At 58.7% G+C, this 25,174-nt stretch carries 23 protein-coding genes and 3 tRNA genes; 10 read left to right on the top strand and 16 right to left on the bottom strand.

Translation table 11 applies throughout. From position 1 onward, the window contains the following. The first annotated feature begins 21 nt into the window (after window positions 1-21). Window positions 22-1,059, top strand: a complete 1,038-nt coding sequence (locus tag GS614_RS22035) for a Hint domain-containing protein (protein ID WP_171725429.1) — start codon at window positions 22-24, stop codon at window positions 1,057-1,059. Between the two features lie 77 nt (window positions 1,060-1,136). After that, window positions 1,137-1,796, top strand: a complete 660-nt coding sequence (locus tag GS614_RS02510) for a DUF1638 domain-containing protein (RefSeq protein ID WP_171725430.1) — start codon at window positions 1,137-1,139, stop codon at window positions 1,794-1,796. A 2-nt stretch (window positions 1,797-1,798) separates the two neighbouring features. Here the strand turns inward: GS614_RS02510 and GS614_RS02515 are convergent, their stop codons facing one another. After that, on the bottom strand, window positions 1,799-2,209 hold the full coding sequence (locus tag GS614_RS02515; protein ID WP_117868838.1) for a SufE family protein: 411 nt from the start codon (window positions 2,207-2,209) through the stop codon (window positions 1,799-1,801). A gap of 139 nt (window positions 2,210-2,348) precedes the next feature. Here GS614_RS02515 and GS614_RS02520 point away from each other — a divergent pair, with 139 nt between their 5' ends. Further along, entirely contained in the window at window positions 2,349-2,879 is a 531-nt protein-coding gene (locus tag GS614_RS02520; protein WP_152458108.1) for a hypothetical protein, read from the top strand. 6 nt (window positions 2,880-2,885) lie between these two features. Here GS614_RS02520 and rnd read toward each other — a convergent pair whose 3' ends face one another. From rnd to purM, 3 genes are all read right to left on the bottom strand, one after another. Then, window positions 2,886-4,043, bottom strand: a complete 1,158-nt coding sequence (gene rnd / locus GS614_RS02525; protein ID WP_171725431.1) for a ribonuclease D — start codon at window positions 4,041-4,043, stop codon at window positions 2,886-2,888. A 114-nt stretch (window positions 4,044-4,157) separates the two neighbouring features. After that, the gene (gene purN, locus GS614_RS02530) at window positions 4,158-4,754 is read right to left on the bottom strand and encodes a phosphoribosylglycinamide formyltransferase (protein ID WP_171204835.1); all 597 of its coding nucleotides are present in this window, start codon (window positions 4,752-4,754) and stop codon (window positions 4,158-4,160) included. Further along, on the bottom strand, window positions 4,751-5,797 hold the full coding sequence (purM, locus tag GS614_RS02535; RefSeq protein WP_171725432.1) for a phosphoribosylformylglycinamidine cyclo-ligase: 1,047 nt from the start codon (window positions 5,795-5,797) through the stop codon (window positions 4,751-4,753). The genes purN and purM overlap by 4 nt, the downstream gene beginning before the upstream one ends. A gap of 106 nt (window positions 5,798-5,903) precedes the next feature. Here purM and GS614_RS02540 point away from each other — a divergent pair. Next, a tRNA-Ile gene (locus GS614_RS02540) sits at window positions 5,904-5,980 on the top strand. 53 nt (window positions 5,981-6,033) lie between these two features. On the opposite strand, the gene GS614_RS02545 is transcribed toward GS614_RS02540, so the two are convergent. Beyond that, window positions 6,034-6,591, bottom strand: coding sequence for a hypothetical protein (locus GS614_RS02545; RefSeq protein WP_171115717.1), 558 nt, complete (start codon window positions 6,589-6,591; stop codon window positions 6,034-6,036). 98 nt (window positions 6,592-6,689) lie between these two features. Continuing rightward, the gene (locus GS614_RS02550; protein WP_171167937.1) at window positions 6,690-8,009 is read right to left on the bottom strand and encodes an ATP-binding protein; all 1,320 of its coding nucleotides are present in this window, start codon (window positions 8,007-8,009) and stop codon (window positions 6,690-6,692) included. A 44-nt stretch (window positions 8,010-8,053) separates the two neighbouring features. On the opposite strand from GS614_RS02550, the gene GS614_RS02555 reads away from it, so the two are divergent. The 3 genes from GS614_RS02555 to GS614_RS02565 all read left to right on the top strand — a co-directional run bounded on the left by GS614_RS02555 (window position 8,054) and on the right by GS614_RS02565 (window position 9,321). Further along, window positions 8,054-8,968 (top strand): MBL fold metallo-hydrolase, encoded by a 915-nt coding sequence (locus tag GS614_RS02555; RefSeq protein ID WP_171725433.1) that lies wholly within the window; start codon window positions 8,054-8,056, stop codon window positions 8,966-8,968. Between the two features lie 75 nt (window positions 8,969-9,043). After that, window positions 9,044-9,118: transfer RNA gene (locus tag GS614_RS02560), tRNA-Asn, on the top strand. Between the two features lie 128 nt (window positions 9,119-9,246). Beyond that, window positions 9,247-9,321, top strand: a tRNA-Asn gene (locus tag GS614_RS02565). Window positions 9,322-9,342: 21 nt separating this feature from the next. Here GS614_RS02565 and GS614_RS02570 read toward each other — a convergent pair. The 4 genes from GS614_RS02570 to zwf form a co-directional block, all read right to left on the bottom strand. Then, complete coding sequence (locus GS614_RS02570; RefSeq protein ID WP_171725921.1) at window positions 9,343-10,962, bottom strand: long-chain-fatty-acid--CoA ligase; 1,620 nt, start codon at window positions 10,960-10,962, stop codon at window positions 9,343-9,345. A 186-nt stretch (window positions 10,963-11,148) separates the two neighbouring features. After that, a complete protein-coding gene (pgi, locus tag GS614_RS02575; RefSeq protein WP_171725434.1) occupies window positions 11,149-12,753 on the bottom strand; it encodes a glucose-6-phosphate isomerase in 1,605 nt (534 codons plus the stop codon). A gap of 4 nt (window positions 12,754-12,757) precedes the next feature. Beyond that, complete coding sequence (pgl, locus tag GS614_RS02580; protein WP_171167932.1) at window positions 12,758-13,429, bottom strand: 6-phosphogluconolactonase; 672 nt, start codon at window positions 13,427-13,429, stop codon at window positions 12,758-12,760. Further along, entirely contained in the window at window positions 13,426-14,880 is a 1,455-nt protein-coding gene (zwf, locus tag GS614_RS02585; protein ID WP_171725435.1) for a glucose-6-phosphate dehydrogenase, read from the bottom strand. The genes pgl and zwf overlap by 4 nt, the downstream gene beginning before the upstream one ends. A 163-nt stretch (window positions 14,881-15,043) precedes the next feature. On the opposite strand from zwf, the gene GS614_RS02590 reads away from it, so the two are divergent. After that, complete coding sequence (locus tag GS614_RS02590) at window positions 15,044-15,997, top strand: radical SAM protein (protein WP_171725436.1); 954 nt, start codon at window positions 15,044-15,046, stop codon at window positions 15,995-15,997. On the opposite strand, the gene GS614_RS02595 is transcribed toward GS614_RS02590, so the two are convergent. Continuing rightward, window positions 15,998-16,660 (bottom strand): hypothetical protein, encoded by a 663-nt coding sequence (locus GS614_RS02595; RefSeq protein ID WP_216601082.1) that lies wholly within the window; start codon window positions 16,658-16,660, stop codon window positions 15,998-16,000. A 98-nt stretch (window positions 16,661-16,758) separates the two neighbouring features. After that, the gene (locus tag GS614_RS02600) at window positions 16,759-17,028 is read right to left on the bottom strand and encodes an usg protein (protein WP_171725437.1); all 270 of its coding nucleotides are present in this window, start codon (window positions 17,026-17,028) and stop codon (window positions 16,759-16,761) included. A gap of 193 nt (window positions 17,029-17,221) precedes the next feature. On the opposite strand from GS614_RS02600, the gene gyrA reads away from it, so the two are divergent. Both gyrA and GS614_RS02610 read left to right on the top strand, forming a co-directional pair. Continuing rightward, a complete protein-coding gene (gene gyrA / locus GS614_RS02605) occupies window positions 17,222-19,948 on the top strand; it encodes a DNA gyrase subunit A (RefSeq protein ID WP_171725438.1) in 2,727 nt (908 codons plus the stop codon). A gap of 191 nt (window positions 19,949-20,139) precedes the next feature. Next, the gene (locus GS614_RS02610; RefSeq protein ID WP_253285275.1) at window positions 20,140-20,742 is read left to right on the top strand and encodes a hemolysin III family protein; all 603 of its coding nucleotides are present in this window, start codon (window positions 20,140-20,142) and stop codon (window positions 20,740-20,742) included. A 303-nt stretch (window positions 20,743-21,045) separates the two neighbouring features. Here the strand turns inward: GS614_RS02610 and GS614_RS02615 are convergent, their stop codons facing one another. The 4 genes from GS614_RS02615 to GS614_RS02630 all read right to left on the bottom strand — a co-directional run bounded on the left by GS614_RS02615 (window position 21,046) and on the right by GS614_RS02630 (window position 25,126). After that, window positions 21,046-21,321, bottom strand: coding sequence for a hypothetical protein (locus GS614_RS02615; protein WP_171725440.1), 276 nt, complete (start codon window positions 21,319-21,321; stop codon window positions 21,046-21,048). A gap of 382 nt (window positions 21,322-21,703) precedes the next feature. Then, entirely contained in the window at window positions 21,704-23,173 is a 1,470-nt protein-coding gene (locus tag GS614_RS02620) for a carboxypeptidase M32 (RefSeq protein ID WP_171725441.1), read from the bottom strand. Between the two features lies 1 nt (window position 23,174). After that, window positions 23,175-24,323, bottom strand: a complete 1,149-nt coding sequence (ctaA, locus tag GS614_RS02625; protein WP_171167918.1) for a heme A synthase — start codon at window positions 24,321-24,323, stop codon at window positions 23,175-23,177. Window positions 24,324-24,382: 59 nt separating this feature from the next. Continuing rightward, window positions 24,383-25,126: an RNA methyltransferase gene (locus GS614_RS02630; protein WP_170344120.1), complete on the bottom strand. Its 744-nt coding sequence runs from the start codon at window positions 25,124-25,126 to the stop codon at window positions 24,383-24,385. Window positions 25,127-25,174: the final 48 nt, after the last annotated feature.

The raw sequence follows: 25,174 nt of genomic DNA on the forward strand, positions 1-25,174 counted from the left end.
TCCACATCCCCAGGGGGTCTCGTGCCGACTACATTCACGGCCATCTCACTCGGCAAACTTGCCGATATCGACAGTTTCGAAGGCAACAACACAGCTGAAAACGCTTCGGCGCTTGTCGGGAAAACCTTTGGCGGGTCCGACGATCCGCTGGTTCACAACAGCGTCACCTGGAGCCCGGTCGGCAATCCGAGTTCGTACTACAACATGAACAACATGTCGGCCAATGATCGGTTTTCGATCGATGGCGGGCCGCCTCAGACATTCGATGGCACTTCGGTCTACAACGCCACGATCACATATTTTGACGGATCAAATGCCAGGATTTCCGCAGTTGTGGCGCAGGATGTGGATGGCAACACCTATCTGATGCCGGAATTCTCGGACAATTCGGACCAATCCGCCTTGGAGGCTGGCCCTGTCCGCTCGATCACGCTCAACAGCCTTGCCGGAAACCGGTATTCAGGCCTGACATCCCGCCGTGAAGATTGGGATCTGGTGCCCTGCTTTACCCCCGGAACGATGATCCGCACCGAGCAAGGCGCGCGACCGATTGAAACCCTGTCCGTCGGCGACCGGATTGAAACCCATGATCATGGGCTGCAACCCCTGCGTTGGATGGGGCGGCGAACCGTCAAGGCAACGGGTCCGCATGCGCCTGTTCTTTTCAAAGCGGGCGCCATCGGAAACACGCGCGACCTTCTGGTGTCGCAACAGCACCGCATGCTGATTGGGGATTGGCGTCTCGAGCTGCACACCGGACATTGCGAAGCCCTGGCGCCTGCCAAACATCTCGTGAACGGGTCCGACATCATACTGCGGCCCGGAGGCGTGGTGACCTACATCCACTTGCTGTTCGACCGGCATGAGCTGCTCTGGGCCGAAGATTGCCTGAGCGAGAGCTTTCATCCCGGCGCGCATATCTGGGACAGTCTCGGGTCTGCCGCACGGCAAGAAATCCTGTCTCTGTTTCCGGAACTGTCGCTGAACGGTGTTGCCGCGTACGGCCCGCTGGCCCGGCCCCTGCTGACCGCGTTTGAAGCGCATGCGTCGGCGGCCTGACATGAGATGTCGGATCGGGGCTTGCCCAACGGCCTCAATCATCCTCCTATGGCAAAAGCCCCGGAGGATGCCAAGCGATGTCAAACGAATCCCTGCCAGATGATGCAAGCCTGACCTCGAAGGGCTATGAAGATACAGTCAAGGGAAGCATCCTGTTGATTGCCTGTGGCGCTCTTGCGCGCGAAATACTGGACATCAAAACACGGAATGGCTGGGATCACATGGCTCTGACCTGCCTGCCTGCGATCCTGCACGTTCACCCGGAAAGGATCACCCAGGCCGTGGAAGACGCCGTGGCCAAGCATCAAGGCGATTTTGACAAGATCTACATCGTCTACGCCGATTGCGGCACCGGGGGTCTGCTTCAGGCCGCCTGCGAGAAACTTGGGGTCGAAATGGTGAAGGGGCCCCATTGCTATTCCTTTTTCGAAGGAAATAAGGCCTTTCAGGACCGCGGAGAAGACGAAACAACCGCGTTCTATCTGACAGATTTCCTGGCCCGGCAATTCGACGCCTTTGTCTGGAAACCACTGGGCCTGGACCGCCACCCGGAACTGCGTGACATGTATTTCGGCAATTACACCAAACTTGTCTATCAGGCCCAGATCGACAGCCCAGAGCTGACGGAACGCGCGCGCGAATGTGCAGACCGAATGGGCCTTGAATTCGAACGCCGGTTCACCGGTTACGGCGATCTGGAAAACACGCTGTCGGACTGGGCAAACCGCCCAGGATGAGGTCAGGCGTTTTCCTGTGCGACCTGCCGGATGCGTTCGATCATAGACCGCAGGCCGTTCGAGCGCTGAGCGGACAGGTGGTCGTTCAGCCCAAGGCGTGCCAGTTCCGCCCCCGCATCGACCTTGGGAACTTCGGCCACGGGCAAACCGTTGTACAAGGACCGAAGAACAGCGATCAGGCCGCGCACGATCAGTGCATCGCTGTCACCATCGAATTTGAAGACGCCGGATTCAATCATCGGATGCAGCCAGACCTGGCTGGCGCATCCATGGACTTTTGTCGCCGGAACCTTGAATGCATCGTCCAGCGGCTCCATCGCCTTGCCCTGCTCGATGACATGGCGATACCGGTCTTCCCAATCCTCGAGAAACTCGAAATCCTCGACAATCTCTTCAAAGGCGGGCGTGGCCATGATGCGGTGATCCTTTGGTTGCATTCACAATTGTGACCTAAGCCGGTGACCCGCCACTGTCCAGCCCCCGCGGTGGCTTTTCAACGCGAAGAATATGCGCTAACCCATTGCCTGAACTCGTGTGAAAGTCTGTGGGTCCATGCAAAAATCTCTGTCCGTTCTCATCATCGCCACGCTGACCCTGACTGCATGCAGCAGCTGGCGTGACTCTCGGGTGAACCCTTCAAACTGGTTCGGATCCAGCAGATCTGTCGAAGCCGAAACACCGCCCGACCCAAATGCCGCCGACGCACTGGTTCCGAAGCAAGGCGGAGGAACCGGCCTGTTTTCCCGCCCCGATGCCGAAGACACCAGCATTCCAATTGGTCAGATCGACGAGTTGCGCATCGACCCAACCCCCACCGGCGCGATCATCTATGCGTCTGGCACGGCTGTCCGACAGGGGGCATTCAACGCGCGTCTGGTTCCTGTTGAAAAGGAAGAAAACCAGAAGAACGGAACTTTGGAATTCGTGTTCCGTGTGAACTACCCCAGCTATGAGACGCCGCAAGGGTCGGAACGTACCCGGATGGTATCGGACGCCATCAATGTCTCGAAGCAGGAACTGGAAGGGATTCGGCTGGTCCGCGTGGTCGGACAACAGAACGCATTGGAATCACGGCGCCGGTAAGCGCCGTTACAGGGACACGACCTTGACCGACTGCCCTTTGGCCGCCAGGGCGATCTTTCCTTCGCACAACTTGAGAGCATCCTCGCCAAAGACCTCGAACCGCCATCCCGACAAGGCTGGAACATCCCGCTCGCCGGCCGCAATCTGATCCAGGTCCGCACTTGTGGCGATCAATTTCGCCGCCACACCTGAACTTTCGGTTTTGGACTTCAGCAGAACCCTAAGCAGGTCAGCCAGCGCCGGATTGACCTTGAGCTTGTCGCGCGAAGTGTCGACCTTGGGCAATTTGTCGGGCGGGCAATTCACGCCACGCTGGACTGCGGCCAGAATACCTTCGGCGATCGCCCCTTTGCGGGCTTCGCGCAACAACAGGCGGGATCCGCCCAAATCCGAATGTGTTTTAGGTTTGGTCGATGCCAGCTCGATCAGCGCGTCGTCTTTGAATACGCGGTTCCGTGGCACGTTGTTTTCCTGCGCATAGGCTTCGCGAAACTGCGCCAATTCCCGCACTACGGCCAGAAACTTGGCCGAGTTCGTACGCGTCTTTACCCGCTTCCATGCGTCCTCAGGGCGGATGTCATATGTGGCAGGCTGTGTCAGCGTCCGCAATTCTTCGGCAACCCAATGGCTGCGCTGCGTCTTTTCAAGTTCTGCGGCCAGGTATTCATAGATCCCGCGCAGATGCGTCACGTCTGCCAGAGCATAGTTTTTTTGAGCATCGGTCAACGGGCGCCGGGACCAGTCGGTGAACCGAGAAGTCTTATCAACGCCTTGTTTGCAGATTTTCCGGACCAGAGTTTCATAGCCGACCTGTTCGCCAAAGCCACACACCATCGCTGCGACCTGTGTGTCGAACAGCGGCTTGGGAAAAACGCCGGCTTCGACCCAGAAGATCTCAAGGTCCTGGCGGGCAGCATGGAACACTTTGACCACGCTTTCATTCCGGAAAAGATCGTAAAGCGGGTCAAGCGACAAACCATCGGCAAGCGGATCGACCAGAACCGCGCTGTCTTCATCCTCGGACGGGACAGCCAATTGCACCAGGCACAGCTTGGAGTAATACGTCCGCTCGCGCAGAAATTCGGTGTCGACCGTGATATAGGGATAGCCTTCGGCGGCCTTGCAGAAATCGGCCAGCTCTTGCGTCGTCGTCAGGGTTTTCATGCGCCGTACTAGTATCGCTCTTGTTTTTGTGCCTGCCCGTTTTTGTCCTCGTCCCGAGCGTTGTCGACGACCATAGGCCGATTATTGCACGGGTGTAAATCACCCACAGAGCGTTCACGGCAACAGGACGGGCGACCTGTTGCCTTCTGCAAAGCGCCGCAGCACTTCAGGGTAGAGCTTATGCTCCCACACCAGCACCCGCGCAGCCAGCGATTCCGGTGTATCATCGGCTTGGATCGGCACCCGCGCCTGACCCAGAATCGGGCCGTCATCCAGTGCCGCCGTCACCTCATGCACCGAGCAGCCGTGTTCGGAATCTCCGGCTTGAATCGCGCGGGCATGGGTGTGTAACCCTTTGTATTTTGGCAATAATGAAGGGTGGATATTCAGCATCCGTCCTTGAAACCGAGACACGAAATCCGCTGTCAGAACCCGCATGAAGCCAGCCAGACAGACAATGTCGGGTCGCGCCTCTTGCAGGGGTTTCAAAAGCTCGGCTTCAAAGGCGCTGCGGTCCCCCTTGAAAGGGCGATGATCAACCACTGCGGTCGGAATGCCACGGTCCGCAGCTTTTTTCAGCCCGCCTGCCTGCGCGTCATTGGACAACACCAAACAGGGCCGCGCCGGATGATCTTTGGTCATGCTGTCAACAAGCGACACCATGTTCGACCCGCCCCCGGAGATCAGGATCGCGACGCGCTTCTGGCTCACAGCAGTTTGCCCGAATAGGCAACGCCGGGCGTTTCCGTGACAGTACCGATCCGAGCGACGGTTTCACCGGCATCCGCCAGCAGGGCCGACAGCTCATCCGCCTTGTCCGCGGCGCACACGACAATAAGGCCGATGCCGCAATTGAAGGTCTTGAGCATTTCCGCCTCAACGATACTTCCGGTCTTCGCCATCCAGCCGAAGACAGGGGGCAGTTGCCAGCTGCCCAGATCGATCCGGGCCCCCAGCCCTTGGGGCAGCACGCGCGGAAGATTTTCGGTCAACCCGCCGCCGGTGATATGCGCCAGCGCGTGAACACCACCCGCACGAACCGCAGCCAAAACCGGTTTTACGTAAAGGCGTGTGGGCGTCAGAAGTGCCTCACCCAGGTTGCCCTCTCCGAAGGGCGACGGCGAATCCCAGCCCAGACCGGACAGTTCGACCAGCTTGCGCACAAGCGAATAGCCGTTGGAATGCACCCCGTTCGAGGCCAGACCCAAAAGGACGTCGCCGGCTTGAACGCCCGCGGGCAGATCTGCGCCGCGTTCCATCGCACCGACCGCAAACCCGGCCAGATCAAAATCGCCATCGGGATACATTCCCGGCATCTCGGCAGTTTCACCACCGATCAGGGCACAGCCAGACTGCGCACAGCCTTCGGCAATCCCTTCGATGATCCGCGCCGCCGTATCGGTATCCAGCCTGCCGGTCGCGAAATAGTCGAGGAAGAACAGCGGCTCGGCCCCCTGACAGATCAGGTCATTGACGCACATGGCCACCAGATCGACGCCGACCCCGTCCACGACGCCGGTATCAATCGCAATCCGCAGCTTGGTGCCCACGCCATCCGTCGCACCGACCAGGATCGGGTCCTGGTATCCGGCAGCCTTCAGATCGAACAGCGCGCCAAATCCACCCAGGCCGCTCATCACACCGGGGCGGTTGGTCCGCTTGGCGGCGGGTTTGATCCGATCGACCAGGGCGTTGCCCGCGTCGATATCCACACCTGCATCGGCATAGGTGATTCCGTTTTTACCCGCTGTCATGTCCGGTCCCTCAAGAAAGCTTTGCGGGCGGGTTAGTCGATTGTGGCGTTTGTTGCAACGGTCAGGCTTGACGCGGCTGTTCACCGTGATACCCAAGCGCCTAGGCGGGCCTGTAGCTCAATTGGTTAGAGCAGAGCGCTCATAACGCTTTGGTTGGGGGTTCGAGTCCCTCCGGGCCTACCATTTCGCCGAAACATCCGGGTGGGTTGTTGCCGTCTGGACGCTGATGCGCTGGCTTATCCGTCCGAATCTTCGAACCCAAAATAGGCGTCAAGCTCCTCTTGCGTTACTTGCCATTCATAGGAATAGCCGTCGCGCCCACCAAAGCTGTAATCCTCGTGACTGCCGGACAGGCTCGGATCTTGATGCACCGCCTCCAAATAGGTCTCGAATTCATCAGGATCGACCCAGAACGACGCATCCATGATCATCATGTAATAATCATAGGCGAGAGGCTCATCGAACTTGCCGAAGTCATTCTGCAAATAGTCCAGCATTTCAGCGCAAAATATCGCCATATTGGCACGCACCTGAACTGGAAGAGGTGCCAGATCCTCGTCGCCATCCACCACGTCCTGCTGCGACGCATGCCACAACTCGGATGCCAACGACTCGATCAGGTCGGACCGCAACCATTTCAGACATGTATCGCCTGCCCCGATAAAACCGGTCAAACGTTCCACCCGCCTTTCATCGGTTTCGTCATACCACTGCCAAAGAGGCAGCAAGGCCGCAAGTGTCGCGCACCCGACAAACCCCTTTTCGGCCAATTTCACGAATCCTGCGATAACCATCTTATGCGCCCCCAAAAAAGCAAAAAACTATGAGGACAGGATGCCATGGCCAGACAAATTAACAAAATTGAACCCCATTCGCAGACATAACAGGGGGTCTATCGCCCGATAATAATGTCCGCGCAGAGCCCTCCGAGACGTTCACTTTTCGACAGACGCAAAGCGCCACCATGCGCGCGCGCGACATCCGCCACAATCGCAAGACCAAGGCCAACGCCACTGCCCTGATTCTGATTGCGAGCCGGGTCGAGTCGCGTGAAAGGCTTTACCGCCTCTGTACGTTGGTCCGCAGGTATACCGGGGCCGTCATCCTCAACGCGGATGCGCATCGATTTCGCGTTCAAAAACAGGCTGAGCTCGGCCCGGCTGCCATAGCGCATGGCATTTCCAATCAGGTTTTCCACCGCCCGGCGTACAGCCATGGGGCGTATCATGACCGTCCCCTGCCCCTCGACCGCGATCAGCTCTGCCTGATGACCGGCCCGTTTTGCATCATCCACGATCTGGCGGAGGAATTCATCCGGTTGGACCTCTTCCGTCGATCCCTCGGCAGCCCCACGCGAAAAATCCAGAAACGCATCCAGCAAGGACTGCATTTCCGTGACATCCTTTTGCAACGGTGCGGCCTCGTCTTCCGGCAACATCGACAGTCCAAGCTTCAAACGTGTCAACGGGGTCCGCAGATCGTGGCTGACACCCGACAGCATCAAGGTCCTTTGTTCGATCTGGCGTTCGATCCGGGACCGCATATCCAGAAACGCATTTCCCGCCGCGCGCACCTCGATAGCACCACCTGGTGAATACGGAACGATTCGCCCCCGCCCGAATGCCTGCGCCGCATCAGCGAGGCGCGTAATGGGACGCAATTGATTCCGCATGTAAAGAAACGAGATCGTCGTCATGATGACCGCAAAGAACACCATGGTGACGATCAATTGATGCGGGGCCGCGGGCGACAACCTGCGCCGATCGAACGTCAATTGCAGCAGCCCCAGATGCGTCTTCAGATAGACCCGCGCCTCTTTGCTGCTGGGTAAAGCCACGGCGTCCAGATTGGGCAACCTGGCATACAGTTCGGATTCGACCTGCGGGGCGATGAAATCGTACCATCGCCGCGCGCCAATCTCAGGCTGTTCGTTGACGCCCAGAAACCTGGCCTTCATCTCAAGGGCCTGCAAATCGGGACGAATCGACGCCAGCGCCTGTTGTTGCGTTTCCGCGTCCTCGATCATTGTCGAAATCAGCATCACCTCGCGGGATGCCGCGCGTGTCATCTGGCCGGTGACATCCTCAAGATGCTTTTGAAGGAACGCGATTCCCACGACCAGCAACAGCACGATCACAGGTAAAACCAGGATCAGCGCTGCCCGGGCGTAAAGACTGCGAGGCATATAAGGTTTGAGCCAGTGCGAAGACATGCGCTAAACCTAACGGGCTGCCCGGACAAGAGAAAGAGCACAGAATGCAGGCACCAGATGAATTCGATCCGCCCGTCGGCCAGCCAGAGGAACTGCATCCGGGTTTGCGGCGTATTCTGGCCCCGAATCCCTCTCCGATGACCTATCGTGGCACCAATACGTATCTGCTGGGTGAATGCGACATTGCAGTCATCGATCCAGGCCCCGCAAGCGAGGCACATCTGGGCGCAATTCTGGATTCCTTGGCGCCGGATCAAAGGATCAGCCATATCATTGTCACACATACGCATGTGGACCATTCACCCCTGGCCGCTCCGCTGGCGGCGCGCACAGGGGCGACGATTTATGCTTATGGCGGGCCCGAGGCAGGACGCAGCGCCGTCATGACCGATCTTGCCGCGCAGGGGCTGACCGGCGGCGGCGAAGGCATCGACACCACGTTTCGCCCTGATGTCGAAGTGACGGATGGTGAGACCATCAATGGCGACGGATGGCAGCTTGAGGTCATTCACACACCGGGCCATCTGGGCAATCACATTGCCCTGGCCTGGCAGAACATCTGTTTCACGGCAGATCATGTCATGGGTTGGGCCAGCTCGCTGGTGTCCCCTCCGGATGGTGATCTGACCGACTTCATGACTGCCTGCCATCGGCTGCGCGCGCGCGACTGGTCGGTTTTCCACGCCGGCCATGGCGCACCGATCACCAACCCTGCCCAACGTTTGGATTGGCTGATTGCACATCGCCAAACCCGCGAGGCCCAGATTCTGAGCGCATTGGAAGAAGAAGACGGGACAGCGCGGCATCTGGCCGAGCGCATCTATACGGATACGCCAGCGGCATTGCTGCCCGCGGCCGAGCGCAACGTCTTTGCTCATCTCGTTGATCTGAATGGAAAAAACAAAGTGGGCCCCATTGGCCCCCTGTCAGTTTCATCTGTTTTTCGACGGGTTCGCTAAAACAAAAAAATTTTTGATGGTTCTCGTACTTAACCTCTGGACGTCCGGAATCGGGGTTGCTATATGCGCCTCAGTTCCGGCGTAGCTCAGCGGTAGAGCAGTTGACTGTTAATCAATTGGTCGTAGGTTCGATCCCTACCGCCGGAGCCAAAATCCCCCCTTCGTTCAGACCTGCATTGCCGTCAAAAATCACATCGATTTATGCCGGTTTTTTTCGTCGAAAAACACACGCACCCTCTGGACGTCGGGAAACCGGATTGCTATACGGCGCGAACCGTTCCGGCGTAGCTCAGCGGTAGAGCAGTTGACTGTTAATCAATTGGTCGTAGGTTCGATCCCTACCGCCGGAGCCAATTCCCCAAAACGCAGCAGACCTAGCCTGTCAGGGCGTCGCCGAACTCGGCCCGAAGCTTGCGTTTCAATACCTTTCCGGTCGCGCTCAGCGGCAATGCGTCGACAAAGACAACCTTGTCCGGAATCTGCCACTTGGCGATTTTGCCTTCGAAAAAGGCAAGCAAATCCTCTTCGCTGGGCTCTTCACCATCGGCTTTCACGGCAACCAGCAAGGGGCGTTCATCCCATTTCGGATGCGGAACACCAACCACGGCGGCTGTTGCAAGCTGGGGGTGGGCCACGGCGATGTTTTCAAGCTCGACCGAACTGATCCATTCCCCACCGGATTTGATGATGTCCTTGGATCTGTCGCGAATGGTCATGTAGCCATCCGGGTCCAAAGTGGCCACATCCCCGGTAGCGAACCAGCCATCCTGTAAAAGTTCCTGATCCTGCAACTGGAAGTAGCTGTCCAGAACCCAGTGACCTCGCACCATCAAATCGCCTTGGGTTTCGCCGTCATGCGGCAGATCATTCCCATCTTCGTCCACGATTTTCAATTCGACCCCAAAGGGTGGTCTGCCCTGACTCAGGCGGATCTTGTGCTGTTCTTCCGGCGGCAGCTTCAGATGTTTGGCCAATGGATAATTCGTCGTGCCCAGCGGGCTCATCTCGCTCATGCCCCAGGCGTGGACCGTGTCAACGCCATAGGTTTCGCGGAACGTTTCGATCATCGACGGAGGGCACGCGGCGCCGCCGATAACCGTGCGTTCAAGGCTTTTGAGTTCGGTTCCGCATGCCGCAGCATAGGCCAGCAAGCCCTGCCAGATGGTCGGCACGCCCATGGCCAAGGTCACGCCATAGGTGTCGATCAGATTGACCAGCGCCTCGCCGTGCAAATCCGGCCCAGGCAATACAAGCCGCGATCCCGACATGGCGCAGGCGTAGGGCGACCCCCACGCGTTGACGTGGAACATCGGCACAACCGGCATGACAACATCCATCGCTGAATACCCGATCACATCCCGTGTGTTCGATGCAAAACTGTGCAGCAGTGTTGACCGATGGGAATACAACACGCCCTTTGGATTGCCCGTGGTTCCCGACGTATAGCACAGACCGCAGGCCGTCTTTTCATCCAGCTCAGGCCATTGGAAACCTGCATCCCCGGTCTCCAGCAACTCGTCATAGAACTTCAGATCAGGAACCTGAGCCGCAGCCTCTTCATTGCGAGGCCCCATGAGGACAAAATGCTGAACTTCGGACAAAGCGTCATGCAGCGCGGCGACCAGCGGAATGAACGTCGCATCAAAGAACAGAACCCTGTCCTGGGCATGGTTGATGATAAAGGTCAGCTGCTCGGGGAACAGGCGGGGATTGACCGTGTGACAGACATAGCCCGCGCCGGACGTGGCAAAATAGATCTCGAGATGCCGCCGATTGTTCCAGGCCAGTGTCCCGATCCTGTCCTGCGGTTCCAGCCCCAGATTGGTCAAGGCCGACGCCATCCGTCGGGCATTCACCGCAATCTCGGACCAGTTGGTTTCAGTGACCGTTCCATCCGTTTCAACCGAAACAATCTCGGTCTGGCCGTGATAGCGGTCAGCGTGATCGATCAGCGACGAAACCAGCAAGGGCTGCGTCATCATCTGTCCTAACATGGACATCCTCCCGTCCTTGGCGAGACCTTGGATGGCCTCTGCCTTGTCCATCTGGCATTGACGGCTTGGGGCGTGACCCGATGCGTCAATACAGTCGTTTCCTACGGAGGAACCCTGCCAATCATTTAATTGTCTGACAATAAAAGAATGCAGCCCAACACGGCCGTGGGCGGCATTTTTTCGCTCTTAGTTTCGGTGTTTCAGCGCGTAGGCGACCAATGCGGCGGTTGATCCGTCCTTACCGTCAGCACTGGCGACACCATCCACGACAGGTCCAAGCGAGTTGGCAAGCTCTTTGCCCAATTCCACACCCCACTGATCAAAGGAATTGATGCCCAGCAGAACACCTTCAACGAACACACGATGCTCGTACAGCGCGATAATCTGCCCCAGAACGAACGGCGTAAGCTTCGGATAGATCAGCGTTGTGGAAGGGCGGTTGCCCGGAAACACGCGGTGTCGCGCCTGTCGGTCAAGTTCGTCGCCATCAAGGCCTTTCTCTGCCATGCGTTCATGGGCTTCATCCAAAGACCGGCCACGCATCAAAGCCTCTGACTGGGCCAGACAGTTGGCCAAAAGCAGGCGGTGATGGTGGGTCAACTCGGGTTCGTGCCCTTCGGCGGCGACCATGAATTCGCAGGGAATGACATCCGTCCCCTGATGGATCAGTTGATAGAACGCATGCTGGCCATTGGTACCCGGCTCACCCCAGACCACCGGCCCGGAGGGGACAGCCAGCGAAGATCCGTCCATCGCGACAGATTTGCCATTCGATTCCATTTCCAACTGCTGGAGATAGGCTGGCAGGCGCAGCAGCCGCTGATCATAGGGCAGCACAGCGCGGCTGGTGCAACCCAGAACCTGACGGTGCCATATACCGACGAGCGCCAGCATCACAGGCATGTTTTCCACCCAATCCGCCGAGCGGAAATGCAGATCCATCGCCTGCCCGCCCCGCAGAAACGCATCAAATGCATTTGAACCGACGGCAATCATGACCGGCAATCCGACCGGCCCCCAGACCGAATAACGCCCGCCCACCCAATCGGCGAAACCGAATACATGCGCCTCGGGGATGCCGAAAGCCTGCGTCTTGTCCAGCGCGCTGGATACGGCGGCAAACTGGCGGGACGGATCACCTCCGCCCTCGGACATCCAGGCGCGGGCCGTGCGCGCATTGGTCATCGTTTCGATCGTGGTGAATGTCTTGGACGCGACAATAACAAGCGTCCGCGCCGGATCCAACGGGCGCAACGTGTCCGCGATGTGGGCCCCATCCACGTTCGAGACGTAATGCACCCGCGGGCCATCGTGATAAGGGGCCAGTGCGTGCGTGGCCATCACCGGGCCCAGGTCGGACCCCCCGATGCCGATATTCACCACATCGGTGAAACTGCCCCCTGCCCCCGCAATGGCGCCGCCGCGCACTTCCTCGGCAAAAACACGCATCCGATGCAGCGTGTCCAGAACCCCGGGCATGACGTCCTGACCGTCCACGTCAACCGGCCCACCATCAAGGTTGCGCAGGGCGGTGTGCAGCACTGCGCGCCCTTCGGTTTCGTTGATCTTCTTCCCGGCAAACATGGCGTCGCGCCGCGTCGCAAGCCCGGCATCTTCGCACAATTGCAACAAAGCAGCGCGCACGTCTTCATCGATCTGCGTTTTTGAATAATCGAACAGCAAATCCCCGGTCGAGGCTGAAAACGACCCGGCCCGGGTTGCATCCTTTGCAAACAGGTCGACGATACGGCGGTCAGCTGCTGCAAGCGCCTTCAAAGCATCCAACTGCATTGCCTCACTCCGCCCAATGAACCGTCATGCCGCTGAGGACCGCGGCGATCGGTGCCTCTTCCGGTGGCATCGACATGGCTTTGTCCAATACGTCTCGTTTTGCCTGCCCGTAGATGATCAGATGTTTCGACAAGGCCCCGTCCAGAACAGGGGCCGTCAAAGAAATCCGGGGCTCTGGCTGCACATCGGTCCGGGCGACGATCAAGGTCGGCGCCTGGCTGTCGAGGGCCTTGTCCAGCCCGTCCATTCCCGGGAACAGCGAGGCCGTGTGCATGTCTTCCCCCATCCCGAGGACAAGAACCGACAAAGGCAGTACCGGCGCGATCAGCGATTCAACTTCCGGCAACGCCGCTTCAGGCTCCGCGCCCGGAACATAAAGTGGAATATACTGCGCGACGGATGCCCGGTTTGTCAGCAGTCTTTCCCGGATCAGACGTTCGTTCGAACGTTCGTGATCAGCCGGCACGCAGCGTTCGTCCGTAGGCAGAACACGCACACGGTCCCACTCGAGATCGGCGGCACACAGGCTGTCAAAAACCGGCCCCGGTGTTGTCCCGCCGGGGACGGCCAATGCAACCGTGTCATTGTGCAACAAAGCGGCCTCAAGCTCACCCGCCAACGCGTTTGCCACATCGATGGCCAACATTTCCCGGTCGGCATATTCCTGAATGTTCATGGCTTTATTCCCTGCCAGCGGCGACCGTCACGTTTCATCAGCAGCTCGGCGTCGCCCGGCCCTGTGCTGCCGCTGTCATAAGGTTTCGGCACGTCCCCGCGCGCCAGCCATCCGGCGATGATCGGATCGGTCCAGGCCCAGGCGGCCTCGACCTCGTCCCCACGCATGAACAGCGTCTGGTTGCCCCGTATCACGTCCATGACGAGGCGCTCGTAAGCGTCTGGCGGGTCTTGGTTCTCGGGCCCCAGCGCTTCGGCGAAACTCATGTCCAATGGCACGTCGATCAGCCGCATACCGCCTGGCCCCGGCTCCTTGATCGTCACTTTCAGCGTGATCCCTTCGTTGGGTTGCAACCGGATCGACAACGCATTGGCGTGACGCCCGGCCTCTTCCCCGAAAATCGAATGCGGCGCGTCCTTGAACATCACATTGATAATAGACGAGCGCGCCACCAGCCGTTTGCCCGTACGCAGATAAAACGGCGTGCCCGCCCATCGCCAATTGCTGACATGCGCCTTCAGCGCCACATAGCTTTCAGTGGTCGAGCGTGGATTGCCGACACATTCGCGGTATCCCGCCCCCTCGGGCCCTGCCGAAAACTGGCCGCGCACGATGTGATGCGGCTCCACCGGATCAAGCGCTCGGATCACCTTGAGCTTTTCATCCCGCACCGCGTCCGGATCGAACTTCGCCGGGGGTTCCATGGCAATCAGGCACAGCAGCTGCATCAGGTGATTTTGCACCATGTCCCGCATCGCGCCGGCGCGTTCATAATATTCTTCGCGCCCATCGATACCGACGGTTTCGGCAACGGTGATCTGGATATGGTCGACATACTGGCTGTTCCACAGCGGTTCGAACAGCATATTGCCAAACCGTACGGCCATCAGGTTCTGAACGGTTTCCTTGCCCAGGTAATGATCGATTCGGTAGATCTGGCTTTCATCAAAATGCGCAGCCAGTGTGGCATTCAGCTCTCGCGCGCTGCCCAAATCATGCCCGAACGGCTTTTCCACCACGATGCGCGTATCTTCGGTCGCCAGATCATAGGCCCGGACCCGCTCGGCCAAGGGGCCGAACAGGCTGGGACCGACCGAGAAATAGAACGCGCGCACGCGGTTGGGTGACAGTTTTTCACCCAGAAGGTCCCATCCTTCGGCTGATACTGCATCCAGCGGGACATAATCGACCCGTTGTAGAAAACGGGACACTCTCTGGGACTCCGAAGCGCGAACCGCAGCATGCCGGCGCAGCGATTCTGCGACCATCTGTCGGAAATCTTCCGCCGAATGGCCTGCACGCGCGGCTGCGATAATCCTGGCATCCTCATGCCATTGCCCGGCGCAAAACCGACGGTAGAGCGCGGGCAGAATCTTGCGCTGCGCCAGATCGCCGGTACCGCCGAAAATGATCAGATCAAAGGGATCAACAGGTATGACGCGTGAAACCATGAATTGTCCTTACCTCGCCCCTTCCGGCATGTCCAATGTTAGCGCAACCATTCGGCAAAAAATCACTCTGTTCAAAACTCTGTCAGAACCGCTGCGTCACCCTTACCAAATCCGCGACAAAGGGGTAGATCGAATTGATGACCTTTAAGAACCGGATGCGGGAATGAAAGACAACGCCCCTCAGCTCGCCAATATCGGCAAGTTTCAAAACAAATCGGTGACAGCTGACGGCCAGACCCGCGCAAGGGTTTCCCTGACACGGCCCGAGACCCTTTGGTTCAATACGGGCACTTTGTGCAATATCGAATGCGTGAACTGCTATATCGCCAGCAGCCCGACCAATGACGCTTTGGTTTACATCACCGCTGACGAGGTCCGGAACTACCTGGATCAGATCGGAGCCCGCAACTGGCCCGTGCACGAGATCGGCTTCACGGGCGGTGAGCCGTTCATGAACCCGCAAATGATCGACATGACGCGCGCCGCGCTGGAAAGAGGGTACAAGGTTCTGATCCTGACCAACGCAATGGCGCCGATGATGCGCCGCAAAATGCGCGAAGGGTTGCTGGGGTTGCAAAAGGAATTCAACCAAATGTTGACTCTGCGCATTTCGGTCGATCACTTCCGCCCGGCCCTGCACGACGAAGAACGCGGCGACGGCAGCTTCGACAAAACCCTGACCGGTATGGAATGGTTGCGCGACCACGGTTTCAACATGGCCATCGCCGGGCGTACGGTCTGGGGGGAGTCAGACGCGGAAAGCCGTGCGGGCTATGCCAGGTTCTTTGCCGAGAACGGATTTGACATTGATCCGCAGAACCCGGCTCAGACCGTTCTGTTTCCCGAAATGGACGAAACTGTCGAGGTTCCAGAAATCACCACCGCGTGCTGGGGAATTCTTGACAAATCCCCCAACGACGTCATGTGCGCCAGCGCCCGTATGGTGGTCAAACGCAAGGGGGCCGAAAAACCTGCTGTCCTGGCCTGCACCCTGCTGCCCTATGAGCCCGAGTTCGAGATGGGTCATACCCTGGCCGAGGCCGAGGCGGACGTGCATCTGAACCACCCTCATTGCGCCAAATTCTGCGTTTTGGGCGGGGCCAGCTGTTCTGGCTGATCAGTTCAGCTCGGGCGATTTCCAGAACTTGGTGCCGGACGCGCCAGCCGATACGCGCCAGCCCTTTTTGTTGAGAACAAAGAACGAGCGGCCATCAGTAAAACGCAGGGTTTCGCCCGTTTTGTCCTCGCCATACATGGCCCCCGTTTCTGCGGTCGCGTCATAGCCTTGGTTTATGAACTTATCCAGATCAGCGGGAGTTTCGAACAGGATCACGAATTTGGTCTCGAACCCACCGATGCCGATGGCGCCGCCAACCCCGCCCGTTCCCATGTTCATGTATGTGTGTTGCCCGGTGTCTTTCGACACCGCCACGCCCCGGCCATAGCCCGCCGACACAGGGAATACTGTAACCTTACGAGAGTCGAACACCGCATACCCGGCACTGACGTCATAAAGAGGCCGCGCATCGGGGTTTTCCGCCAAAAGCTGATCCAAAATCTCGCCTGCCATCGCGTCGAGCTTTGCGCGCGTTTCTTCAGGTGTCGCCTCGTTGGACAGCAGCTCCGAAGTGGACGTGATCGTATCGTCAACCGCTTCGGCACCTTTGTCGATCGTCTTCCCGACGCTCTCGGCACCTTTCTTGATCTTGTCCAGAACACCCTCGGCAAAAACGGGGCTGGTCATGCAAAGCGCTGCAACAAATAGAACGGGTCTGATCATTGTTTTTCCTGTGACGCCATCAGATTGGCAGTCACCATACGCGACTTGCCTCAAATGAGAACAGGAATTCCGACGCACAGGCGAACCTGGCCGATCACTCAGTTCACGCGAAACTCGCCAACCATGTTGCGCCACTCGCCCGGTGCGATCATCTTGCGGTGCGTGAATTTCACGGAATGCAGCGGCCCTTCTATTTCTCGTTGCCAAAACTCGATGAATTCGAAGAGTTTCGGATGATCCGGCGCAAGGTCATATTCCTGCCAGATGAAGGTATTCAGGACGTGGACGTAATCGGGCATGTGATAGAAAAATTCGGCCGTTGTCAGGCCATAGCCCTTAAGCATCAATTCGGTTTCAGTTGTCTTCATGCAGACCTCCGGTTTGTTGCACGGTATTCTCAGGCTAGCACGAAAACCCCCTAATACTTAGATAACAATATGTTACTTGGGTGTTACCGAGGATTCGAACCTTGGGGAGCGCTGCTTGCTTGCACCTTATGTGCCGGGTCTGATAAGGTGCATCCACAAGATATAGACCCAGCACAAAATACGGGCAGTTTACGTGAGCGATACGCCAGAAATCCCCGAAAACATGGATGAAACCCCGCCCGAGCGCCCTGTCTATGACGGCCCGACGGTCTCGATCGAATCCGAGATGCGCACGTCCTATCTGGACTATGCGATGTCGGTCATCGTCAGCCGCGCGATCCCCGATCTGCGCGATGGTTTGAAACCGGTGCATCGGCGCATCCTCTATGCGATGCACGAGACCGGTAATACCCATGACAAGGCCTATCGCAAATCGGCCCGTCCGGTGGGTGACGTGATGGGTAAGTATCACCCCCACGGCGACAGCGCGATCTATGATGCGCTGGTGCGGATGGCGCAGGATTTTTCGATGTCGCTGCCACTGCTGGATGGTCAGGGCAACTTCGGCTCGATGGACGGCGACAACCCGGCGGCCATGCGTTACACCGAAGTGCGGATGGACAAGCCCGCCGCCGCCCTACTGGCGGATATCGAGAAAGAGACGGTCGATTTCCAGGACAACTACGACGGCAAGGACAAGGAACCCACCGTCCTACCCGCGCGGTTCCCCAACATGCTGGTCAACGGCGCCGGCGGTATCGCGGTGGGCATGGCCACCAACATCCCGCCGCACAACCTGGGCGAAGTGGTTAACGCGACGCTGGCCCTGATCGACGACCCGGACCTGACGTCCGAGCAACTGATCGAATACGTCCCCGGCCCCGATTTCCCCACCGGCGGCGTGATGCTGGGCCGATCCGGCGCGCGCAAGGCCTATCTGGAAGGCCGCGGCAGCGTCATAATCCGCGCCAAGACCCGCGTCGAGGAGCTGCGCAAGGATCGCTATGCCATTATCGTGGATGAAATCCCCTATCAGGTGAACAAGGCCTCGATGATCGAGAAGATCGCCGAAGCCGTGCGTGAAAAGCGCATCGAAGGCGTCAGCCACGTTCAGGACGAATCCGACCGCAACGGCGTGCGGGTGGTGGTCGAGCTGAAGCGCGACGCAACACCGGAGGTGGTGCTGAACCAACTGTACCGGTTCACGCCTATGCAAACCTCGTTCGGCTGCAACATGCTGGCGCTGAACGGCGGCCGCCCCGAGCAGCTGACCCTGCGCCGTTTCCTGACCAGCTTCATCGATTTCCGCGAAGATGTCGTTGCCCGCCGCACCGCCTTTGACCTGCGCAAGGCGCGGGAACGCAGCCATATCCTCTGCGGTCTGGCCGTGGCGGTCTCGAACGTGGACGAGGTCGTGGCCACGATCCGGTCTTCGGCCGACGCGGCCGAGGCGCGCGAAAAGCTGATGACCCGGCGCTGGCCGGCCGCGGACATCGCGGATTATCTGCGCCTGATCGACGATCCGCTGTCCAAGATGAACGACGACGGGACCTATAACCTGACCGAGGTTCAGGCCCGCGCCATCCTTGACCTGCGCCTGCAACGCCTGACGCAACTGGGCGTCAAAGAGGTCACGGACGAACTGGAAGACCTGGCCGCAAAGATCAAGGAATACCTGAATATCCTGTCCTCGCGCGAACGCATAATGGGCATCATCGCTGATGAACTGCGCAGCGTCCGCGAACAATTCGCAGTACCGCGCCGCACCGAGATCGTCGACTGGTCGGGCGACATGGAAGACGAGGACCTGATCGAGCGCGAAGACATGGTCGTGACCGTGACTTCGGGCGGCTATATCAAGCGCACGCCGCTTGCCGATTTCCGCGCGCAAAAGCGGGGTGGCAAGGGGCTTTCGGGCATGCAGACCAAGGAGGAGGACGTGGTCACCACCCTCTTCGTGGCCAATACGCACACCCAGCTTCTGTTCTTCACCACCGACGGGATGGTCTACAAACTCAAGACCTGGCGCCTGCCCCAGTCGGGGCGCACCGGCAAGGGCAAGGCGATTGTCAACATCCTGCCGATTCCCACCGGCGTTTCCATTGCGGCGATCATGCCGGTCGATGTGCCGGATGAAGAATGGGAAAACCTTCAGATCGTCTTCGCCACCAGCGCCGGCGACGTGCGCCGCAACGCGCTGAGCGACTTCACCAACGTCAAGCGCAACGGCAAGATCGCGATGGACCTGCCCGAGGGCGTGGAACTGGTCAACGCGCGCATCTGCTCGGACGATGACGATGTGATGCTGGTCACCAATTCCGGCCGGGCGATCCGTTTCTCCACAACCGACGTGCGGGTGTTCAAGGGGCGCAAATCGACCGGTGTGCGGGGCATCCGGCTGAACGCGGGCGACCGCGTGGTCTCGATGTCGGTGATCCGTCATTTCGAGGCCACCCCGGACGAGCGCGCCGCCTATCTGAAAATGCGCCGCCTGATGGCCGGCGTGACCGACGATACCGAAGCCGACGAGGATGGCGGCAATGCCGACAGCATCCTGCCGCAGGAACGCTATGCCGAGATGTCGGCGGCCGAGAACCTGATCCTGACCATCACGGCCAAGGGATCGGGCAAGCTCAGCTCGTCGCATGACTATCCGGTGCGCGGCCGTGGTGGCATGGGCGTGATGGCGATGGACAAGGCGATGCGGGGCGGCCCGCTGGTGGCCTCGTTCCCGGTCGAAATCGACGATCAGATCATGCTGGCCACCTCCAAAGGACAGTCGATCCGGGTTCCGGTCGACGGCATCTCGTTCCGGTCCCGCAGCGCCGGCGGGGTCAAAGTTTTCAACACCGGTAAGGGCGAAGAGGTCGTCAGCGTCGCCCGGATCGCCGATCAGGGTGATGAGGAAACCGAAGAATAATCCTCACGCTAAATTACGGATATGAAACAAAACGCTCGCTCTGCGGGCGTTTTGTCATTCTGGATCACGATATCGATAGCTCTCGGGATGATCCGCTTGCCCGAAGCCATTCTGACGCCTAGCGTTTTCATATGTGGTCTTTTGCACATATCCGACCAGCTTACAGCCGCACAGAACGTATCAGCGACGGGATGGTCCATGTGCTCGGTGTCTCGAGTGCGTTGATTGCGGTTCCCTTGCTGATCACGATGACCATCAATTACCGGTATGATCAATCTGCGGTACTGGGTGCCTCGGTTTACGGGGTGACGTTGATACTCATGCTGACGTTTTCTGCGTTGTACAACATGATCGAGAGCGAGGAATGGCGCGGGTTTCTGCAACGCCTCGACCATTCTGGCATCTACGTCAAGATCGCAGGGACCTATACCCCATTTCTACTGTTGTCCGGTGCTCAGCCTCCTGGGCTGTTGCTCGGGTTGTGGTCCTCGGCAACGCTTGGGTCAGTTCTCAAGATGTTAGACCCAAACCGGTTCCGTTGGTTCGGGCTTGCGCTTTACCTTTTGATGGGTTGGGCAGCCGTCTGGGCCGGGCAATCCATGTTGGCAGATCTGTCCCCCACAATCGTCACACTGATGATTTCCGGTGGGCTCGTGTATACGATCGGTGTCGCCTTCTACCTGCTGGATTGGCTGCCGTTCCACAATACGATCTGGCACGTATTTGTGTTGGTCGGCAGCGTTTTGTTCTTTGCAGCCGTCGCGACCCGGATTGAACTGGTGCCAGTGGTTTAGGTCAATCTGTGCATGTTTGTTCGGCAAGTGTTTGGGCAGAATGAAAGGACGCGCCACCCAAAGGCAGCGTTCAGCGTGAAATCTTAAAACAATCTGACTTTCATATATCGCAGGCTCCTATCTATCTTCACGTGATCGGATTTGTGCTAGCAGCGCTCTGGTCCAAAGCATTCACCGCTTCAAACCAGTCGCGCATCACATCGCTCCAGCCATTTGGAACGCCATGCCTGATTTAGTAGCCAACAACCGAAATGTTCAAACCGGCCTCATAGTCCCCCGGAATGCGCCGATCATAGCACCATGCTAAAAAACTTGGTCCCATTGAAAACCCGCAGAGGTCCCGAGCCTTAGTGTGGCTTCCACGGCGCCCATAGAACCTGGATCAAACCAATCAGAACCGGGCGTGGCGAAGGGAGTACCTCTGTTGTCGTAGCCATGGCGGCCATACATGTCGAAATCTGTTGATGCGCACTTTTCCGGTTCGCCGCGGGAATGGCCGGTGGTTACGATCTGTGCCAGATCAATGGGGAATCGTGCCAACACCTCCTCAAGCGTATTTGGCAATGAATTCAGAAACATCGCGCCTATCGTGAGAGTCACTCCAAACCCAGCCTGTGCCCCGGCCATTCTGGTGCTCAATTTCCAGCGTGGTCGGAACGACGCTGGCCTACCGGCGTTCAAGTACCGGTGTGACAGGAAACACACTCTGAAGCACCCGTTGCGCGTTCCGCGATATCCATGAAGAAAAATCACGGTTGGCCATAGTCATTCGCCCTTCGGACGCAAAACACTGGGTTGTCACCCGGAAACCATACATGAAATACCCGCGCGTCCGAATTCCCCTGCTTGGTACAGATGTGAAAACTTTTTGCACGACACGCTGGTTCGAGTATTCAAGCCAAAGCCAATGTTGCAGCTTATATGGCCAGAAGCCTTGCCAATCGGCTACCGATTCATGACGTCACAGCCCGTACAATCCGCTGAACTTCTGTTCTAGATAGTCCAGCAAAGGTTCGGGCCCCGGCTCTACTCCACTCGCCCTCTGGATAATCTCGCGTGGCGCATAAAGCCCGCCATGTTGCTGGACGTGTTCGCGCAGCCAAGCGGTTGCGCCTGTTGTGTCACCTTCTGCCAGTTGCTCATCCAGTTCAGGAACTGCGCCGCGCAGTGCCTGATACAGACATCCTGCATAGACATTGCCCAGCGAATAGGTCGGGAAGTAACCGAACAGTCCAACCGACCAGTGCACATCCTGCAAACAGCCGTTCGACGGTTTGTCGACCGCATAACCGAAGTCGGCCTTGAACCGGTCATTCCACGCCGCTTCCAGCTCGCTGACCTGCAAGTCCCCGGCCATCAAAGCGCGCTCAAGATCGAACCGAAGCATGATGTGCAGATTATATTGCACTTCATCAGCTTCGGTGCGGATATAGCCGTTGTGAACCCGGTTGACGGTAGCGTAGAAAGCATCTGCATCGGCAATTCCGAAATCGCCGAATGCGTCTTTCATCTGATCGAACAACCATCCCGTAAACGCACGCGAACGGCCAAGCTGGTTTTCATAGATCCGGCTTTGGCTTTCATGCACACCCATGGACACGCCGCGCCCCAGCGGCGTCAGCAGGTAGTCGCGGTCGATCCCCTGTTCGTAAGCCGCGTGGCCGACCTCGTGAATGGTGGAATAAAAGCAGTTGAACGGGTCCGTTTCGCTGGTTCGCGTTGTGATGCGCACATCCAGGCCCGAACCCGAGCTGAACGGGTGAACCGCCTTGTCGACACGGCCGTTGTTGAGGTCATAGCCGAAGGCGACCGCCAGTTTTTGCGTAAGCCGCATCTGGGTCAGCTCGTCAAAGCTTCCGGTCAGCGCGGCAGGTTCAGGGCGTTCCAGAACGGCCGCGCGCAAGGCCACAAGACGTGGGCGCATCTCATCGAAAATGGCCGCGATCTGAGCGCCAGTCGTACAGGGTTCATAATCCTCGACCATGGCGTCATAGACGTCTCCGCCCTGTGCCAGCGCCTCGCCTTCCTGACGCTTCAGCGATACGACCTCTTCCAGTACAGGAAGGAAGGACGAGACATCTTCGTCCGCGCGCGCCTGTGCCCATGTTCCCTGTGCGGCGGACGTGGTCCGGGCAATCGCCGTGGCCAGATCAGCGGGCACCTTGACCGCCCGATCATAGGCGCGCCGGATTTCTCGAAGCTGCGCCTTTCCGACTTCATCCTGAGGCGCGGCCTGATCCAGCCACTCTGCCACGCGCGGATCCGATCGGCGCGCGTGCAGGACGGCCTCGATCGCCGCCATTTCCTCGGCGCGTTGAGGCGCGGCCCCGCGCGGCATGACGGTTTCCTGATCCCAACCCAATCGCCCAGCGATTTGGCCCAGTGCCGAGGTTTCACGCTGAAAAGCCATCAGTTCGTCGAAAGCGGTCATGTTATTTTACTCCGCGCACAGATGTTGCGATTGGATATGCAGTCAGGAACCGCGCGCGCAGGATAAGGGTCCAGACGACGACGGCCATAAACTGGTGGAAGATGGCGATCTGCCAGGGCGCTCCGTAGACGACGGTCACAATGCCGACGACAACTTGCAACGACAGGGCCGCGAAAGCCGCGTTGAAGGCGAAGCGCGTCTGAGGATGCGCGCTGGCGCTGCCGCGGCGCCAGACGACAATAGCAAAGATGAACAACAGGTAACCTGCGCAGCGGTGAATAAACTGCACAAGCCCCGGGCTTTCGAAGAAGTTGCGCCACATCGGCTCCAACGCGGTGGCGTCCGGCGGCAGCAGCTGCCCGCCGATCAGCGGCCAATCGGTATAAGACCGTCCGGCGTCGATCCCGGCGACAAGCGCACCAATGAGTATTTGCAAAAAGGCGAAATGCATCAGGCCGGTGGACAACGAGAACAGTTTCGCTTCCTTCATGCGACGCGCCTGCATCAGGTCACGTTCTTCCCGGCCAAGCTCGAAAATATACCAGGCGAGGAACCCGAGAATTACGAATGCCAGCCCCAGATGGGTGGCCAGGCGATAGCTGGCGACGGCGGTCATCCCCTCGCCCTGCGTCACACCCGATGCGACCATCCACCAGCCGACAGCACCCTGCACACCGCCCAGAAGGCCGGGGATCAGCAGCTTGCCGGTCCAACCCGTGGGTATCTTGCGGGCCACGAGGAAGCCCAGGAAACCGATGGCCCAGACCAGCCCTATCACGCGGCCCAGTTGGCGATGCCCCCATTCCCACCAATAGATGGTTTTGAAGTCGCTCAGCTGCATCCACTGGTTCTGAATGCGCCACTGGTCAATCTGCTTGTACTTGTCAAACTCGGCCTGCCAGTCTGCCTCGCTCAACGGTGGAACGGCTCCAGTGATTGGGCGCCATTCAGTAATCGACAGCCCGCTGTCAGTCAGCCGCGTCAGACCGCCGACAGCGATCATCACCACGACCAAAGCGAACAGGATCATCAGCCAGGCACGGATTGCCTTGCGCGCACCGCCACGCCCCCGGTCGATCATACCGGGTTGAACAGCCTGTTGTTTTTCGGTTTCCGAGACCTCTTCGAAGATGCTGCGCTTACCGCTCATGCTGTCCTCATGTCCTGATTTCGTCGCAAGCTAGGGCTTGGTGGAAGATAGGTCCAGCCTCAGCCTTTGTCTTTCCAGCGGACCATCTGCCGCATGATCCCGTGCAGCATCTGCACGTCGGCCCGCGTCATCCGCATCCGCGACCACAGGTTGCGCAGGTTGATCTTCATACCCTCGGCCTTTTCGGGAGGATAGAAGAACCCGGCCTCTTCCAGCCGGTCCTCGTAGTGTTCAACCAGTTTCTCGACCTCGATCCCCGTGGCCCAGTCCCCCTTGCCCAGATCGGTGGATTCATGCACCACGTCGCCGGTCTGGCGCATCCACTCATAAGCGGTCAGCAAGACGCATTGGCCCAGGTTCAGCGACGCGTATTCCGGGTTCACGGGAACCGAGATGATCGCGTTTGCCTTGGCGATATCTTCGTTCTCCAACCCTGCGCGTTCAGGGCCGAACAGAACCGCAACCTTTTCGCCCGCTGCGACCTTTTCGGCGGCGATCTGCATGGCGCGCTCGGGGCTGTAGACGGGTTTCGTCAGGCCGCGTTGCCGTGCAGTGGTGGCGAAGACAAAGGTGCTGTCGGCCAGCGATCCGGCCAGATCGTCAAACAGCTGCGCTTCGTCCAGCAACCGGCCCGCACCGCTGGACATGGCCACCGCCTTGGGGTTTGGCCAGCCGTCGCGGGGCGCCACGATGCGCATCCGGTCCAGTCCAAAGTTCCACATCGCCCGGGCCGCGGCACCGATATTCTCACCCATCTGCGGGCGAACAAGCACGAAGGAAGGCTGGGATTTGTCGCTGGGCATGGTTCACCTTGTAAAAACTTGGCCTGCTGTAATCGGCAGGCTCTTGCA

The sequence above is a fragment of the Ruegeria sp. HKCCD6604 genome (assembly GCF_013110635.1).
Lineage (GTDB): Bacteria > Pseudomonadota > Alphaproteobacteria > Rhodobacterales > Rhodobacteraceae > Ruegeria.